General features: G+C 71.2%; 16 protein-coding genes. 9 read left to right on the top strand and 7 right to left on the bottom strand.

Annotated features, from left to right (window positions below; genetic code table 11):
* Window positions 1-383 precede the first annotated feature (383 nt).
* Window positions 384-722 (top strand): MerR family transcriptional regulator, encoded by a 339-nt coding sequence (locus ACFQ7F_RS39580; RefSeq protein WP_383282141.1) that lies wholly within the window; start codon window positions 384-386, stop codon window positions 720-722.
* Window positions 723-780: 58 nt separating this feature from the next.
* Here the strand turns inward: ACFQ7F_RS39580 and ACFQ7F_RS39575 are convergent, their stop codons facing one another.
* Window positions 781-1362, bottom strand: coding sequence for a PAS domain S-box protein (locus tag ACFQ7F_RS39575; protein ID WP_383282147.1), 582 nt, complete (start codon window positions 1360-1362; stop codon window positions 781-783).
* Between the two features lie 206 nt (window positions 1363-1568).
* Between ACFQ7F_RS39575 and ACFQ7F_RS39570 the strand changes: the two genes are divergently transcribed.
* Entirely contained in the window at window positions 1569-4796 is a 3228-nt protein-coding gene (locus ACFQ7F_RS39570; RefSeq protein WP_383282138.1) for a cytochrome P450, read from the top strand.
* A gap of 19 nt (window positions 4797-4815) precedes the next feature.
* Here ACFQ7F_RS39570 and ACFQ7F_RS39565 read toward each other — a convergent pair whose 3' ends face one another.
* Together ACFQ7F_RS39565 and ACFQ7F_RS39560 are read right to left on the bottom strand one after the other, a co-directional pair.
* Entirely contained in the window at window positions 4816-5562 is a 747-nt protein-coding gene (locus ACFQ7F_RS39565) for an HAD family hydrolase (protein ID WP_383282136.1), read from the bottom strand.
* A gap of 10 nt (window positions 5563-5572) precedes the next feature.
* Window positions 5573-6148 carry a PadR family transcriptional regulator gene (locus ACFQ7F_RS39560; RefSeq protein ID WP_383282133.1) on the bottom strand — a complete coding sequence of 192 codons (576 nt, stop codon included), beginning with the start codon at window positions 6146-6148 and terminating at the stop codon, window positions 5573-5575.
* Between the two features lie 89 nt (window positions 6149-6237).
* Here ACFQ7F_RS39560 and ACFQ7F_RS39555 point away from each other — a divergent pair, with 89 nt between their 5' ends.
* On the top strand, window positions 6238-6630 hold the full coding sequence (locus ACFQ7F_RS39555) for a nuclear transport factor 2 family protein (RefSeq protein WP_383282144.1): 393 nt from the start codon (window positions 6238-6240) through the stop codon (window positions 6628-6630).
* Window positions 6631-6643: 13 nt separating this feature from the next.
* Here ACFQ7F_RS39555 and ACFQ7F_RS39550 read toward each other — a convergent pair whose 3' ends face one another.
* Window positions 6644-7597: a LysR family transcriptional regulator gene (locus ACFQ7F_RS39550; RefSeq protein ID WP_383282131.1), complete on the bottom strand. Its 954-nt coding sequence runs from the start codon at window positions 7595-7597 to the stop codon at window positions 6644-6646.
* Window positions 7598-7765: 168 nt separating this feature from the next.
* Between ACFQ7F_RS39550 and ACFQ7F_RS39545 the strand changes: the two genes are divergently transcribed.
* From ACFQ7F_RS39545 to ACFQ7F_RS39535, 3 genes are all read left to right on the top strand, one after another.
* Complete coding sequence (locus ACFQ7F_RS39545; protein WP_383282128.1) at window positions 7766-8461, top strand: type 1 glutamine amidotransferase domain-containing protein; 696 nt, start codon at window positions 7766-7768, stop codon at window positions 8459-8461.
* 5 nt (window positions 8462-8466) lie between these two features.
* The gene (locus ACFQ7F_RS39540; RefSeq protein ID WP_383282125.1) at window positions 8467-9033 is read left to right on the top strand and encodes a TetR/AcrR family transcriptional regulator; all 567 of its coding nucleotides are present in this window, start codon (window positions 8467-8469) and stop codon (window positions 9031-9033) included.
* 77 nt (window positions 9034-9110) lie between these two features.
* Window positions 9111-10454, top strand: a complete 1344-nt coding sequence (locus ACFQ7F_RS39535) for an aldehyde dehydrogenase family protein (RefSeq protein WP_383282122.1) — start codon at window positions 9111-9113, stop codon at window positions 10452-10454.
* Window positions 10455-10457: 3 nt separating this feature from the next.
* On the opposite strand, the gene ACFQ7F_RS39530 is transcribed toward ACFQ7F_RS39535, so the two are convergent.
* The 3 genes from ACFQ7F_RS39530 to ACFQ7F_RS39520 are packed head-to-tail and all read right to left on the bottom strand — an operon-like array spanning window position 10458 to window position 12753.
* Window positions 10458-10616, bottom strand: coding sequence for a hypothetical protein (locus ACFQ7F_RS39530; protein WP_383282119.1), 159 nt, complete (start codon window positions 10614-10616; stop codon window positions 10458-10460).
* A 6-nt stretch (window positions 10617-10622) separates the two neighbouring features.
* The gene (locus ACFQ7F_RS39525) at window positions 10623-11348 is read right to left on the bottom strand and encodes a response regulator (RefSeq protein WP_383282116.1); all 726 of its coding nucleotides are present in this window, start codon (window positions 11346-11348) and stop codon (window positions 10623-10625) included.
* Between the two features lie 19 nt (window positions 11349-11367).
* Window positions 11368-12753 (bottom strand): sensor histidine kinase, encoded by a 1386-nt coding sequence (locus tag ACFQ7F_RS39520; protein WP_383282113.1) that lies wholly within the window; start codon window positions 12751-12753, stop codon window positions 11368-11370.
* Window positions 12754-12906: 153 nt separating this feature from the next.
* Here ACFQ7F_RS39520 and ACFQ7F_RS39515 point away from each other — a divergent pair, with 153 nt between their 5' ends.
* The 3 genes from ACFQ7F_RS39515 to ACFQ7F_RS39505 are packed head-to-tail and all read left to right on the top strand — an operon-like array spanning window position 12907 to window position 16198.
* On the top strand, window positions 12907-13872 hold the full coding sequence (locus ACFQ7F_RS39515; protein ID WP_383282110.1) for an ABC transporter ATP-binding protein: 966 nt from the start codon (window positions 12907-12909) through the stop codon (window positions 13870-13872).
* On the top strand, window positions 13869-15383 hold the full coding sequence (locus ACFQ7F_RS39510) for an ABC transporter permease subunit (protein WP_383282107.1): 1515 nt from the start codon (window positions 13869-13871) through the stop codon (window positions 15381-15383). Before ACFQ7F_RS39515 ends, ACFQ7F_RS39510 begins: the two co-directional genes overlap by 4 nt.
* Window positions 15356-16198, top strand: coding sequence for an ABC transporter permease (locus ACFQ7F_RS39505; RefSeq protein ID WP_383282104.1), 843 nt, complete (start codon window positions 15356-15358; stop codon window positions 16196-16198). Before ACFQ7F_RS39510 ends, ACFQ7F_RS39505 begins: the two co-directional genes overlap by 28 nt.
* Window positions 16199-16506 lie beyond the last annotated feature (308 nt).

Below are 16506 nucleotides of genomic sequence, written 5' to 3'. Positions count from 1 at the left end.
CCTTCTTGCGTTCACATCCGGTACACGTCCGGCACACATCCGGGTGACAGCACACAAAATCTATGCTCGTCAGAGTAGACATTGGCCTTTCGCATGATTAGGGTTTCTCTCGTAGTTGTAGACCAAGAGGAGGACGGAGGAGCAGACGCCATCAGGATCGCCCGGCCCGAGATCGATTCGGCCCGGGTGCCGCAAGACCCCGGATTGGAAGGTGGTCCTCGGTCACGCATCAGCGATCCCCGCATTCCCGCCTGTTCTCGGGCCGGACAGCGGAAACAAGAGGTCGGCGCAGCAACGAAGCCGACCGATGGTGTTGAATTTCCTTCGGGGCCTTGGTGCCGTACGGCATCAGGGCCCCTCGACGCGTGCCATAACGAGGTGACATGACTGCAGATACCCCGCTCAGTGGTCGTCTGGACGACGACGACTACCCCGCCTACACCATGGGGCGGGCCGCCGAGATGCTCGGCACCACACCCGGCTTCCTCCGGGCACTCGGTGAGGCCCGGCTGATCACACCGCTCCGCTCAGAGGGCGGGCACCGGCGGTACTCCCGCTACCAACTGCGGATCGCCGCGCGCGCCCGCGAACTGGTGGACCAGGGCACCCCGGTCGAGGCGGCCTGCCGCATCGTCATCCTCGAGGACCAGCTCGAGGAGGCCCAGCGCATAAACATCGAGTACCGCCGCGCCACCGACGAGTCGAGCGGCACCCCGCACTGAGACCGCCCACGCGCTGAGCCCGCCCCCGGGCAGGGCCACTCCCCCCGGCAGGCTCGGTTCAGGCCACCGGAGGCCACACCCCCGGAGCGAGGACTCCCAGCGCATACGCCCGCGCCACCAGTTCCGTCCGGTTCGCCGCGCCCCAGCGCTCCGTCAGGCGGCGCAGGTGGTAGGTGACGCCGTCCGGGGTGAGACCCGTCTCGCGGGCCGCCCGGGCCGTCGTGGCGCCGCCGGCGAGGAGAGCCAGGATGCGGGCCTCGGCCGGGGTGGCGGCTTCGGCCGGGGCCGGATCGGGGGCGCGGTCCTCACCCAGGACGCGGAGCAGCACAAGAAGGGCGGGAACCGCGTCGACCGTGTCGCTCACCGGCTCCGCCGTCAGCTCACCGTGGCGCCGCACCCCGTCGGCCGCCGCCCAGTGCACCGTGACCGGATAGCGCGAGCGGTGCCGCAGCCGCATCGCCTCGACGATCCGCAGGACCTGTGTCTCCTCCTCGGGGCGGAACAGTTCCAGTATGTTGCGGTCCCGCAGGGTGCCGGAGGTCTCACCCCACTCCGCCGCCATCGCCGGGTTGGCGAGGATGATCGATCCGTTCGCGTCGCACACCGCGACCGGCATCGGGATGCGGTTGAAGAGGAGCATGGCGCGGTTGCGCCACAGCACGGAGTCCTCGGAATGCACGGGGTCCACGAGGCCCACAGGGCGACTCCTTTCAGCGAGGGGCAGTCAAGAGCAGGGCGTCATTCCCCACTACACAATCATGTAGTGGCGCGGCGCGGGCCCGCGGGGAGCGGCGATCAAGCTGGGTGTGCAGTGACTTCCGTACGGCGAAAGGCAGTTGTCACGCCATGCCCACCACCACCGCACCGCTCCCCCAGGACGCCGGTTCCGACGTCGACGGCGTACCGCTGATCGACATTTCCGCCACCGGGCCAGGGCCCGCCCCGCTGCAGCAGATCATGGAGCTGGTCCGCCGGCACGGGCCCGTGGTGCGGCGGCGGCTGCACGGCCGCGACGCGCTGTTCGTGAGCGATCTCGATCTCGTCACGGAGCTCGCCGACGAGACCCGCTTCGCCAAGCATGTCGGCCCGGCCCTGGAGAACGTGCGCGAGTTCACCGCCGACGGCCTTTTCACCGCGTACAACGACGAGCCCAACTGGGCCCGGGCGCACGACATCCTGATGCCCGCTTTCGCGCTGGGTTCGATGCGTACGTACCACCCGACGATGCTGCGCGTCGCCCGCCGGCTCATCGAGTCGTGGGACCGCGGTGCGCGCGACGGGCACCCCGTGGACGTACCGGGTGACATGACCCGAATGACGCTGGACACGATCGGGCTCGCCGGGTTCGGCTACGACTTCGGTTCGTTCGAGCGGGCCGAGCCGCACCCCTTCATCGACTCCATGGTGCGCTGCCTGGAGTGGAGCATGACGCGCCTCAGCCGTACGCCGGGCAGTGACCACGCGGCGGCGGACGCGGCCTTCCGGGCGGACGCCGACTATCTGGCGCAGGTGGTCGACGAGGTCATCTCGGCGCGGTCCGCCGGTGCCCCCGGCGCCGAACCCGCCGATGACCTGCTCGGCCTCATGCTCAGCGCAGCGCACCCGGCCGACGGCACGAAGCTGGACACCGCCAACATCCGCAACCAGGTCATCACCTTCCTGATCGCGGGGCACGAGACGACGTCCGGCGCGATGTCGTTCGCGATGTACTACCTCGCCAAGCATCCCGCCGTCCTTGACCTCGTGCGGCGCGAGGTCGATGCCGTGTGGGGCGACACGGCCGACCTCGAGCCGACGTTCGACGACATCGGGCGGCTCACGTACACCCGTCAGGTACTCAACGAGGCGCTGCGTCTGTGGCCGACGGCCGCCGCGTTCGGACGGCACGCCCGTGAGGACACGCTCCTCGGCGGCCGCATCCCGCTCCGTGCCGGGCAGGGCGTCACCGTCTTGGCGCCGATGCTGCACCGGCAGCCCGTGTGGGGCGACAACCCGGAGCTGTTCGACCCGGCGCGCTTCACCGCGGAGGCGGAGGCCGCGCGCTCCCCGCACGCGTTCAAGCCGTTCGGTACCGGTGAACGGGCCTGCATCGGGCGGCAGTTCGCGCTCCACGAGGCGACCATGCTCCTCGGGATGCTGGTGCACCGCTACCGCCTTCACGACCACGCCGACTACCGGCTCACCGTCAAGGAGACCCTCACCCTCAAGCCCGACGGCTTCACGCTCACGCTGACACCGCGCACCGCCGCCGACCGCGTGCACGGCACACTGCCCGGCGTGGCATCCGCCCCGACAGCGGCGGAGCCCGACGCCACCGTCCTGCCCGCACGTGTCGTGCCCGGCACCCGCGCGCTCTTCCTGCACGGCAGCAACTACGGAACCTGCCGGGACTTCGCCGCCCAACTCGCCGACGAGGCAGCATCGGTGGGATGCGAGACCGAGGTCTCGCCCCTTGACGAGTACGCCGGGGCGCTGCCCGCCGACCGCCCGGTCGTCATCACCGCCGCCTCGTACAACGGCCGACCCACCGACGACGCCACGGTGTTCGCCTCCTGGCTCGACGACGCCCCGGCTGCCAGCGCCGAGAACGTCACGTACGCGGTCCTCGGCGTGGGCGACCGCAACTGGGCCGCCACGTATCAGCACGTCCCGACGCGCTTCGACGAACGGCTCGCGGATCTTGGCGGCACCCGGATCCTGGAGCGCACGGCGGCCGACGCGTCGGGTGATCTCGGCGGCACCGTACGCGAGTTCACGGCGCGGCTGCGTACGGCCCTTCTTGAGCGGTACGGCGATCCTGACGCGCTGGAAGTTCCGGAGACCGCCGAGCCCTCGGAGGCGTACGAGGTCCGCGAGGTGACCGGTGGCCCGCTGGACGCGCTCGCCGCGCGGCACGGGCTCGTTCCGATGACGGTGAGTGAGGCCTATGACCTCACCGCGCCCGGCCATCCCCGTACGAAGCGGTATGTACGGCTCGCTCTGCCCGACGGCATGACCTACCGCACCGGCGACCACCTCAGTGTGCTGCCGGTCAACGACCCGGGGCTCGTCGACCGGGCCGCCGTCGCGCTCGGCGTGGACCTGGACGCCGTCCTCGACATCCGCGCGAGCCGCCCTCGCCGCGACGGCCTCGCCGTCGACCGGCCTCTGACGGTTCGCCAACTGTTCTCGCAGCATGTCGAGTTGCAAGAGCGGCCCACCGAGGTTCAGCTGGCCGTGCTCGCCGCCGCCAACCCCTGCCCACCCGAGCGGTCCGCCCTCGCCGCCCTCGCCGACGACGCCTCGGCCCGCGCGGCCGACGGGCGCACGCTGCTCGAACTGGTCGAGGACCACCCGGCCCTGCGCGGGGCCCTTGAGTGGCCGCGGCTGCTCGACGTGCTCACGCCCCTGCGGCCCCGCCACTACTCGGTGTCCTCCTCGCCGGGGGTGAGCCCCGGCCACGCGGACCTGATGGTCTCCCTCCTTCAGGCCCCGGCCCGCTCGGGCAACGGGCGGCTGTACCGCGGCACGGGCTCCGGCCATCTCAACGGGGTGCGTACGGGCGACACCGTCCTGGCCCGCGTCCAGCCGTGCCGCGAGGCCTTCCGCATCGACCACGCGGACGCGGCGCCCGTCATCATGGTCGCCGCGGGCACGGGCCTCGCCCCGTTCCGCGGCACGATCGCGGACCGCGCGGAACTGACCGCCAAGGGTGCGCAACTTCCGCCCGCCCTCTGCTACTTCGGGTGCGATGACCCGGACGCGGACTTCCTGCACGCCGGGGAGCTGCGCGCGGCGGAAGGCGTCGGTGCGGTCTCGCTGCGCCCCGCCTTCAGCGCCTCACCCGTCGACGGGGTGGCCTTCGTCCAGCACCGCATCGCGGCGGAGGCCGACGAGGTGTGGGACCTGCTGACCGCCGGAGCCCGGGTGTACGTCTGCGGCGACGGCTCACGGATGGCACCGGGCGTACGTGACGCCCTGCGCACGCTCCATCAAGGCCGTACGCCGGGAGCCACGGCCGCGGACTCCGAGGAGTGGCTCGGCGAGCTGACCGCGCAGGGGCGTTACGTCGAGGATGTGTACGCGGCCGGGTGAGCGGGGCGAGGCAAGCGGCTCACGCCGGGTCCGGAGCACCGGGCCCGGCGTGCGGGTCGATGCCGAAGCCGGATCCGGAACCGAACAACTCCCCCAGGGCGCGCGTCGTTTCGTCGCTGTTCAGGTGGTGCAGGCCCCGGATGCCGAGCCGTGCGGCCCCGCGCAGATTGTGCTCCAGGTCGTCGATCATGACGCAGGCGGACGGTTCGACGCCGAGGCGGTCGCAGGCCGTCCGGTAGATGCGGCGGCCCGGCTTGCGTGAGCCGATCTCGCTGGAGATCACGACGACGTCCGCGAGCGCGTCCAGGTCGTATCCCTGGTAGCAGTCGTCGCCGAGCGCGTTCGACACGATCGCCACCGGGACACCGTGCGCGCGCAGCCTCCTCAGGGCCGCGAGCATCGTCTCGTCCGGCCGCATCCCCGCCCCGATCGCGGCGACGAGCCCCGCAGGTTCCACGTCCACGCCCTTCTCGCGCAGCCGCCCCGCGATGCCCTTCTCGAACTCGGCCTCGCCCATCCGCCCGCACTCGTGCTCCACGAGCAGCGCCGACGCCTCCGTGTCCTCCCGGAACAACCGCTCGATCAGCAGCGGATCGTCGCTCACCCGCGCGGAGTAGGAGCGGAACGAGTCGAGCACGCTGGTGGTCAGCACGCCGCCGAAGTCGGTGAGCACCGCGCTCGGGGGCGTGTCCGGCCGCTCCTCCGCCGCCACCTCAGGCGCTTCTTCCGCTTCTTGCACCTCTTGCACCTCTTCCGCTTCCTTCACTTCTGTCTCCTCAAGTCCCGGTCTTGTCGGCGTAGTTGAATCGTCGGTCGAGGATCTCCAGGACGCGCTCGCCCCAGCGCAGGTTCGACTCCTCCAACGAGCGGCCGGCCATCAGCGTCAGGTAGGGCCCGATGCGCTCGGCGTCGCGCAGGTACTCCGCCTCGTCGCGGCCACCGAGGAGGTGGAGGCGCAGCCGTTCGTACCGGGCGAGCTTGCCGCGCGACCACTCCATGCGCTCCTCGATCAGCGCGCGGGTGGCGGCCGGATCACCGCCGTCCATGGCCTGCACCTTGACCATGAGTTCGTCCCGGATGGCGATGGGCCGGGGCGGCTGCGCGGAGAAGGCATGCAGATCCCGCAGGCCGGCATCGGTGAGCGTGAACATCCGCTTGTTCGGCCTGCGTTCCTGCTGCACCACGCGTGCGCTGATCAAGCCGTCGCCCGCAAGGCGCTCCAGTTCGCGGTAGAGCTGCTGGGGAGTCGCGGACCAGAAGTTCGACACGGACACGTCGAAGATCTTGGCCAGGTCGTAGCCGGACGACTCGCCCTCCAGGAGCGCCGCGAGCACCGCGTACTTGAGAGACATCTGGACACCGTATACCGATGTGATTACTCTCCTTCACACCTACTCAACAAATTGACTATCAACGACGAATGATTGCGAGGCGCGTGGACATGCAGGCTTTCCGCAAGGCCGTCGAGGCCAACGATCACGCGGCGATCGAGGCTCTCCTGGCCGAGGACGTCGTCTTCTCGAGCCCGGTGGTGTTCCCGCCCTACCCGGGCAAGGCGACGACCTCCGCGATCCTGCGCGGCGTCACACGGGTCTTCGAGGATTTCCGGTACGTACGCGAGATCAACGACGCCGGAGGGCGCGATTCCGCGCTCGTCTTCGAGGCCCGGGTGGGCGACCGGCAGATCACCGGCTGCGACTTCCTCCACCTCGACGAGGACGGGTTGATCGACGAGTTCATGGTGATGGTCCGCCCCCTGTCGGCGGCCCAGGCGCTCGCCGCGGCCATGGGTGCCCAGTGGGACCAGATCATGCGGGAGGCGACGGACGCGTAGGCGGTATCCGTCGCTACCAGGTGCGGGCCGACTGGACGAGGTGGTCGCGCACGAGGGCGACATGCGGGTTGTCCGCGGATCCGGGGCGCTGCACCAAGAAGCCGGTGTTGATCGGGGCGTCCTGCGGGTCGTGGAGGAGCACCAGGGTGCCGGCGGCCAGCGCGTCACGGCAGAGGTAGCGGGGCAGCACGGAGAATCCGGCGCCCGCGGTGACGGCCGACAACACGCCGCGCAGGTCCGGCACCGTGACGGACGCCTCGCAGGTCAGCCGCTTGCCGAAGACGTGACGCCAGTAGCGACGGGCGATCGGCAGGTCCTCGGCGTAGGTGACGAGCGGGACGCCGAGCAGCACCCCCGGCCCTTCGGCGGCGATCCGCGCGCCGCCGCCGATGCGCTCGGCCCACGAGGGCGCCGCGACCAGGACGAACTCCTCGTCCGCAAGGGGCACGGAGGTCAGGGAGCGCCCACGGGGGCGGTTCGTGGCGATCACCAGGTCGTGGCGTCCCGCCCGCAGCTCGTCGAGGAGCCGGTCGGTCAGTCCGGTGGTCACGCGCAGCCGGACCCCCTTCTCGACCAGCGGAGCGAGCGCGGGCAGCGCGCAGTGGCAGAGCATCTCCGCCGGGCCCGCCAGATGGACGGGCTCCGCGGGGGCGCCGTCGAAGGGGCCGCCGTGTCCGGTGACCGCGGCGAGGGCGTCGAGAGGATCGACCACACGGGCGGCGAGCGCGTCCGCGTACGGCGCGGGGGCGACTCCGCGAGGCAGGCGCTCGAACAGCTCCCGGTCGACCTGCCGCTCCAGGGCCCGGATCTGCGTGGTGACGGTGGGCTGCGAGAGTCCGAGCAGGCGGGCCGCGGCGGTGAAGGAACCCGACCGGTACACGGCCAGGAACGTACGCAGCAGGTTCAGGTCCAGCGGGCCCGCGGCAGGGGCTATTCCTGTCGACCCATCGGAATGTCTATCTCCCATATGGGTCAGCCTATTGGATTTCGTTGGGCATCCCCACCTACGTTCGATGACAGCACCTCCTGACGTTCTGAGCACAGAACGTCAGAGGTTCCAGAGAGATCCAAGCGGAATCCCAGCAGACCACAGCAGTTCCCAGCAGATCAGCAGATCCCAGCCTCGGAGAGACATATGTCCAAGATTCTGTTCGTCGTGACCGGCGCCGACCACTGGACGCTGGCCGACGGCACCCAGCACCCCACCGGCTTCTGGGCCGAGGAGGCCGTCGCGCCGTACGAGGCGTTCAAGGCCGCCGGGCACGAGATCGTCGTCGCGACACCGGGCGGCGTCGTGCCGACCGTCGACCAGGCGAGCCTTGCGCCCGAGGTCAACGGAGGCCAGGAAGCCGCCGACAAGGTCGCCGTGACCCTCGCGGAGATCAGCGAGTTCCTCACGCCGCTCAAGCTGGAGGAGGTCGACCTCGCCGACTACGCCGCCGTCTTCTACCCCGGCGGCCACGGCCCCATGGAGGACCTCGCCGTCGACGCCGAGTCCGGCAGGCTCCTCACCGCGGCGCTGGAGTCCGGCAAGCCGCTCGGCGTCGTCTGCCACGGCCCGGCCGCACTGCTCGCCGCCACCAAGGAGGACGGCTCCAACGCGTTCGCCGGGTACGAGCTGACCGGCTTCACCAATGTCGAGGAGACGCAGGCCGGCTTCGCCGAGAAGGCCAAGTGGCTGCTCCAGGACCGGCTCGTCGCGGCGGGCGTCGACTTCCGGGAGGGTGCTCCCTGGGCCCCCAAGGTGGTCGTCGACCGTAACCTGATCACCGGTCAGAACCCGGCGTCCGCAGCACCGTTGGCGGACGAGCTCGTCAAGAAGCTGGCCTGACCCTCATGGGCACCGACCGGCTCGACGAGGTCCTCGACGCCACCTACGACTCCCTCACGCGGTATGGCGTACGGCGCACCACGATGGACGACATCGCCTCCACGATGGGCGTGTCCCGGTCAGCGGTCTATCAGTACGTACGCAACAAGGACGACGCCTTCCGCCAGCTCGCCGAGCGCCTGCACGCAGAGGCGCTCGCGCGGGCCCGGCAGGCGGCGGACGAGGACGCGTCGAGCGCCGAGCGCATCCGGGGCGTCCTCGACGCCAAGCTCGACCTGGTCCTGCGGCTGGCCGGGGACTCACCGCACTCCGCCGAACTCCTCGACGCGAAGGCGCGCCTCTTCGGCGACATCTGCCACGGCTTCACCGGCTCGCTGCGGAGCCTGCTCATCGAGCTGTTCACCGAAGCGGGGACCCCGGCCGCGGTGGAACCCGCCGAGGCTGCCGATGCCTGTATAGCCCTGGTCATCGGCCTGGAGTCCGTGTCCGGCGGCCGCCACCTCTTCGCCCCCGCCACGGACGCGCTCCTGACCGGCCTCCTCGGATCACCGGTCACCACGAAGACCGGCTGACCGATCCGACTTCCCCCTACTCCCCTACCTCCACCCCCCACGCACAGCTCACCTGAGACCTCCCGAGGAGACCCCTCATGCACCACCCCGAAGCGCCCGCGCCCGAATCGCTCGACCCCGAGGCGCTCGTCGCCAAGCTCCGTGCCACCTTCACCACCGGCCGCACCAGGCCCCTGGCCTGGCGCGAGCAGCAGCTCACCCAGCTGCGCTCGCTGTTCACGGAGCACCGCGAGGACATCGCGGACGCCCTGTACGCCGATCTGCGCAAGCCGCGGACCGAGGCGTACACCGCCGAAGTCGACTTCCCCGTACGGGAGATCGACCACACGCTGGCCCATCTGAACGAGTGGCTGAGCCCCCAGCCGCTCGCGTCCGGGGCGCTGGCAGGGCTGCCCGAGGGATCGACCGCCGGCACGCAGTACGAACCGCTCGGCACCGTCCTGATCATCGCGCCGTGGAACTACCCCGTGCAGCTGCTGCTCGTCCCCCTCGTGGGCGCGCTCGCCGCGGGCAACACCGTCGTCCTCAAGCCCAGCGAAATCACCCCGGCCACCTCGGAGTTGATCGCCCGGCTCATCCCCGAGTACCTGGACACGGACGCCGTCGCCGTCGTCGAGGGCGGCGTGCCGGAGACCACCGCGCTGCTCGCCCAGCGGTACGACCACATCTTCTACACCGGCAACGGCGCTGTCGGCCGCATCGTGATGCGCGCCGCCGCCGAGCACCTCACCCCCGTCACCCTCGAACTCGGCGGCAAATCACCGGTGTTCGTGGACCGGGAAGTCGACGTGGCCGCCGTGGCCACGCGCCTGGCCGAGGCGAAGTTCCGCAACGCCGGACAGACATGCGTCGCCCCCGACTACGTACTCACCGACCCGGACACCGCCCCCGCCCTTGCCCGGGAGCTGCGCACTGCCGTGGAGCGGGTGTTCGGTGCTGACCCCAGGTCGTCGGAGACGTACGGTCGCATCGTCAATGAGCGGCACTTCGACCGGGTGTCCGCCCTCCTCGGCTCCGGGACGACGGCGTTCGGCGGGCAGAGCGACCGCGACGACGTCTACATCGCGCCGACCGTGCTCACCGACGTGAAGCCCGACGAGCCGGTGATGCGGGAGGAGATCTTCGGTCCCGTACTGCCGATCGTGAACGTCGACGGACTCGACGAGGCCATCGCCTTCATCAACGACCGCGACAAGCCGCTCGCCCTCTACGGCTTCACCGAGAGCGAGACGACCCGGCAGCGCCTCGCCGCGGAGACGTCATCGGGCGGCCTCGGCTTCGGCCTTCCGATGGCTCATCTCCGCGTCCCCGAGCTGCCGTTCGGCGGAGTCGGCGAGAGCGGTGTCGGCAACTACCACGGCCCGCACTCCATCGCCACGTTCAGCCACCGCAAGGCCCGGCTCGACGTGCCCCTGGGCTGACGGTCAAGGGCGGGGCGAAGCGGAGGTGAACTCAGGAGCCTCCACAGTGGGTTCCGGCGCCGCGAAAGCGTCGGAGCCCGCCTCTCCCTCGCGCCGGGCGGGGAACCCGTGCCTGCGGGCGGCGATCACCACGACGAGGACCGGCACCAGGAGCGCGAGCACGCTTCGTCAGGCTCCCGCCCTCGGCACCACGAGCCCCGACTCGTACGCCGCCACCACTGCCTGGGTGCGGTCCCGCAGCCCGAGTTTGCCGAGCACCCGGCTCACGTGGGTCTTCACGGTCTCCTCGCTGACGTGCAGCCGTCCCGCGAGCTCGGGGTTGGACAGGCCCTCCGCCATCAGCCGGAGCACCTCGGTCTCGCGCGGTGTGAGTGCGTCAAGACGGGCCGCGGGTCCCGCGGGCGGTCCGGGCCTGAGGCGGGCGAACTCCGAGATGAGGCGGCGGGTCACGGTGGGGGCGAGCAGCCCCTCCCCCGCGGCCACCACGCGCACCGCGTCGAAGAGGCGCTCCGCCGTGACGTCCTTGAGCAGGAACCCGGCGGCGCCCGCACTCAGCGCGTCGTACACGTGCTCGTCCAGATCGAAGGTGGTGAGGATCAGCACGCGCGTGCCGGTCCCCGCGAGGCGCCCGGTCGCCTCGATGCCGTCCATCACCGGCATGCGTACGTCCATCAGGACCAGGTCGGGCAGCAGTTCCCGGCAGAGCTCGACCGCCTGCGCCCCGTCGGCGGCCGTGCCGACGACCGTGAAGTCGCTCTGGGTGGCGAGGAGTCCGGCGTATCCGGCGCGTACGACCTCGTGGTCGTCGGCGATGACGAGGCGCAGCGGAGCGATGCTCGGGGTGCTCGGGGTGCTCGGGGTGCTTGGGGTGCTTGGGGTGCTTGGGGTGCTCATGCGGCAGGCTCCCGAATGGTCATACGGCATGTTCCCTCACCGGTGCGGGGAACGTCGCCTCGATGAGGAAACCGCCGCGCCGCGCGGGGCCCGCACGCAGCTCGCCGCCGACCATGGCGGCACGCTCCCGCATGCCGACCAGGCCGTGTCCTTCGTCAAGGTCCTCTGAGGTGTGCGGACTTGGACCGTTGTCGCGCACGCGCAGGCGCAACGCGTCGTGGGTGTAGTGGAGTTCGACGTCCACCGCGGCGCCCGGCGCGTGTCGCCGGGCGTTGGTGAGGGCCTCCTGCACGATGCGGTACGCGGTGAGTTCGAGGCCGGGATCCAGTGGGCGTACCGGACCTTCGACGATGAGGCGCACGGCGGCGGCCGACGCGTCGCGCGCCTCGTCGACGAGTTCGCCGAGCTGTTCGAGCCCCGGCTGAGGGCGGCGGTCAGGCGTGGTGTCGCCCGCGTCCTCGCGCAGCACGCCGAGCAGCCTGCGCATCTCGGTGAGCGCCGTGCGGGCGGTGTCGCCGATGGCCAGGAAGCGTTCGGCGCCGACGGCGGGCAGGCCGGGGGTGGTGAGACGGGCGGTCTCGGCCTGCACCGCGATCATGGAGATGTGATGGGCGACGACGTCATGCAACTCCCTTGCGATTCTTGCTCGTTCACCGCGCGCGGCGTGCTCCAGGAGGGTGTCCGCGATGGCCTGCTCGGCCGCGCTGTTCACCAGGGCGGTGTCCCGCGCGCTTCGCGCGAGACCGGTACCGGCTGCGACGGCGGCGCCGACCGCGGTGAGGACGGTGAGGAAGCGGTCCCCCGCCCCGGCGCCCGTGGACGCGGTGGCCGCGTACGCGATGAAGGGCAGGGGAAGAAGGGCGGCCAGGTACTTCAGACCTCGGCGCCCTGCCTGATAGAGCGAGACGAGCAGCGCGCACAGCCCGGTGCCCGTCAGTACGTGGAACGGAGCGAGCGAGAGGATGCCCGCCGCGCCGGCCAGGACGGCCGCGGCGGCGAAGAAGCCGCGGGAGGGGCCCGGGGAGGCGTAGGGGTACGCCCGGTCGGCCCTGCCGGCCCGGTTCAGGAGCGGGGACGCCTCCCCGACGGCACGGCTCCGGCGCACGGCGCCCCACCGTGCGCTGCTCCACCGCGCACTGCTCCACCGCGCACTGCTCCACCCCATGCCGCTCCACCGCACACCGCTCCGTCGCACGGCCGGAGCCGGGGTCAGGGCCGGGGCCGACGCGAAGTCGCCGCCGGCGAGCACGGCGACCGGCAGCGTCGTTCCCAGCGCGAGTGACAGGGCCAGCGGCAGCGGAATATCGCCGTCCGTGCGCAGCAGCACCTCGCTCACGGCGCCCAGCGCCAGGAGCGCGGCGACCACGACCGGGGTCTCCGGGCGGTGCGCCAGGCGACCGCGCACCGCGCCTCGCGCACCGCCCGCTCTTGAAGATTTTGCCCTCACACGTGTCATTGTCACCGGCCCGGAGCCTGCCGGAGTCCCTCACGTGAGGGATACGAAGACGGCTCCACCGCGTGACGCCCCGCGGCCACGGCGTCTCTAACCTCGCATTCCATGGATGGCATCAAAGCAACAACCGATGGCGGCGAAGCAACCATCGAAGTGCGCGGACTGCGCAAGCGGTTCGGTTCGGTCACCGCGGTGGACGGCATGTCCTTCACCGTCGCGCCGGGGCAGGTCACGGGGTTCGTCGGCCCCAACGGCGCGGGCAAGTCGACCACCATGCGCATCGTCCTCGGCCTCGACTCGGCGGACGAGGGCAGCGCCCTCATCGGCGGCCGTCCCTACCGGGCGTTGCGTACACCCCTGCTCGAAGTGGGGTCACTGCTCGACGCGGCCGCCGTACATCCCAGCCGCCGAGGGCGCGACCACCTCCTGTGGATGGCGCACTCGCACCGGCTGCCGGTGCGTCGCGTCGACGAGGTCCTCGACCTCGTCGGACTCGGGCAGGCCGCACGGCGCAAGGCGGGCGGGTACTCGCTCGGCATGCGGCAGCGCCTCGGCATCGCGGCGGCGCTGCTCGGTGATCCGCCGGTGCTGCTCTTCGACGAACCCGTCAACGGGCTCGACCCCGAAGGCATCCGGTGGATCCGCGGCTTCCTGAAGTCCCTGGCGGCCGAGGGCCGCGCCGTGCTCGTCTCCAGCCACCTGATGAGTGAACTGGAGGACACCGCACACCACTTGGTGGTTGTCGGCCGTGGACGTGTCATCGCCGACACGAGCGTACGAGAGCTCCTCGCCGCGGCGTCCGGCGACCGTGTCGAGGTACGGACAGCCGAACGGACGGCGGCGATGACCGTCCTCTCGGGCGCCGGGGCGAGTGTCGCGGCCACCGGACGCGACACGCTCACCGTCTCCCGTCTCGAAGCGGAACAGGTCGTGGAACTGCTCGGTGGCGCCGGTGTCGCCTTCTCCGGGGTCGCCGCGCACCGGGCCACGCTCGAAGAGGCGTACATGGAACTGACTAGGAACGACGCGGAGTTCGCCGCAGGGCACCCGGTCGAGGAAGGCGCACGATGACTGCCACCGAGACGCCTCATCGCCGCCCGGGCACGGTCGTGGTCGGCCGCGACGGCTTCCCGCAGCTCCTGCGCGCCGAATGGACCAAGCTGCGCACGGTACGCCGCTGGGGACTCACCCTGCTGGCCGCGGTCCTGGTGACCGTACTCATCTCCCTCTTCTCCGCGTCCAGTTCGGGCGTCGAGATCGCGGGCGGCGGTTCGTCCGCGGCCGGCGGCTCCAACAGGCACGTCCGTGACGACTTCACCTTCGTGCACCGCACGCTCCCAGCCGACGGCAGCATCACGGCACGGGTGACGGGACCCACCGGCGCGGGCCCCGACCGTGCACCCGAGTGGGCCAAGGCCGGAGTACTCGTCAAGGAGAACACCGAGAGCGGCTCCGACTACGCGGCACTTATGGTCACCCCCGGGCACGGGGTGCGGTTCCAGAACGACTTCACCCACGATCTCGCGGGCGGCGCGGCGTCCCCGGACAAGCCGCACTGGCTGCGGCTGACCCGGGCCGGCGCCACGGTCACGTCGTACACGTCGGCCGACGGCAGGGGTTGGCGGAAGATCGACACCGCCGAACTCGGTAAATCGACCGGCGCGGTGCCGGTCGGCCTCTTCGTGGCGTCGCCCAACATCCAGTCCACGAAACGGGAGTTCGGCAATGTCTCGGTCAGCGACGGTCCGTCGCGCTCGACCGCGCGCTTCGACGAGGTGACGGTCAAGGGCGCGGCGAGCGGAGGCGACTGGCAGCGGACCGACGTCGGTCAGGCCAACGGCGAACAGGGCGAACTCAGCCGTTCCGGGGGCACGTTCACGCTGAGCGGCTCCGGTGACATCGCTCCGGGTGCCCCCATGCAGCCCGACCTGGTCGCGACCGCCCTGAACGGCTCCCAGCTCGGCCTCGTCCTGATCGCCGCGCTCGGCGTCCTGTTCATCACCGCCGAGTACCGGCGCGGCATGATCCGCACCACGTTCGTGGCCAGTCCGCGGCGCGGCCGGGTCCTGGTCGCCAAAGCTGTGGTGGTCGGCGCGGTCTCCTTCATCGCCGGGCTTGTCGCGTCCCTCGCATCATTCCTGGTCAGCATGCCCGTACTGCGGGACAACGGTCACAAGCCGCCGCAGTTCCCCGAGATCGCCCTGACCGACGGGCCCGCCCTGCGCGCGGTGCTCGGCACCGCGGCCCTGCTCGCCCTGATCGCCGTACTCGCCATGGCGCTCGGCGCGCTGCTGCGCAACACCGCCGCCGCGATCACCACCGTCATCGTGGTGATCGTTCTTCCCCTGATCCTGGTCAGCGTGCTGCCGCTCGGCCTCTCGCAGTGGCTGCAACGGCTCACGCCCGTCGCGGGGTTCGCGATCCAGGAGACGACGCCACGCTACGACCAGGTGGCGAGCCTGTGCCTCCCCGAGGACGGCTGCTATCCGCAGGGCGCGTGGACCGGCCTGGCGACGCTGGCCGCGTACGCCGTCGTGGTGCTCGGCATCGCGGTGTGGCGCATCCGGAAGAGGGACGCGTGAAGGGCGGCCTCGATGTGCGCGGCGTTCGCGTACGGGACGGCCGCGCGCTCGGCACGGTACATGCCGAGTGGACCAAACTCCGTACGCTGCACAGCACTTGGTGGCTCCTGTTCGCCGTGGTGGCCCTGACCGTCCTCGCGGGCGCGGCCACCGCCGCATCACTGACCGCCGGGGACTGCCCGGTCCCTGCCGACTGCCATGAGGACACCGTGAAGCTCAGCCTCACGGGGGTCTGGCTCGGCCAGGGCGCGGTGGTCGTCCTTGCGGTGCTCACGATGAGCGGCGAGTACGGCACGGGCACCATCCGTACGACACTGACGACGGAGCCGGGCCGCATACGGCTGCTCGCCGCCAAGGCCCTGGTGCTGTGCACGCTGACGGCGGCGGCCAGTGCGGTCGGGGTGCTCGGCTCGCTCATCGCGGGGCGCATGCTCCTCTCCGCCGACGGCTTCGCGATGCCGGGTCTCATGGAAGGGGCGACCCTGCGCGCGGCCTTCGGCACGGTCCTCTACCTCACGCTGGCCGCCCTGATCGGCCTGGGCGCCGCCGCCGCGCTGCGCGACACGGCGACCGCCGTCACCTCGGTCCTCGGCCTCTTCTACGCCTTTCCGCTGCTCGCCGGGCTGCTCGCCGACCCCGACTGGCAGGAGTACGCCCAGCGGGCGGCCCCCGCGACGGCCGGGCTCGCGATCCAGGCGACCATCGATCTGGATCAGCTGCCGATCGGGCCGTGGGCGGGGATCGGGGTGCTTGCCGCGTACGCGGGCGCGGCGCTCATCGCGGGGGGATCGGTGCTGCGGATGCGGGACGCCTGAGAGGGCGGGGTGCCAGGGGAGGAGGCCCCGGCCCCTCGTACCCCATGGACAGCGCCCGAACTGCTGTGATCTCATCCGTCCGGGCGGATCGATCGACCTCAGGCGTGGATCGGTGGGCCTTCCACGCTGATCAGCAGTCGATCCCTGCGTGCAGCTTGTGACCGGCCGCCGTCCTGGCCCGCGCGCCTGTGGGCCGGTCATTGCACGCCTCCGCTCAGGCCCGAAAGACCCGCACACATGAAGAAGACCAAGTCCGCGCTCTGGGAATTCCTCCAGGGCCTCGGCAAGACGTTCATGCTCCCGGTGGC

Source organism: Streptomyces sp. NPDC056486 (genome assembly GCF_042795295.1).
Taxonomy (GTDB): domain Bacteria; phylum Actinomycetota; class Actinomycetes; order Streptomycetales; family Streptomycetaceae; genus Streptomyces.
The sequence above is the reverse complement of the archived record's forward strand: the minus strand, read 5'-3'. Positions and strand labels throughout refer to the sequence as shown.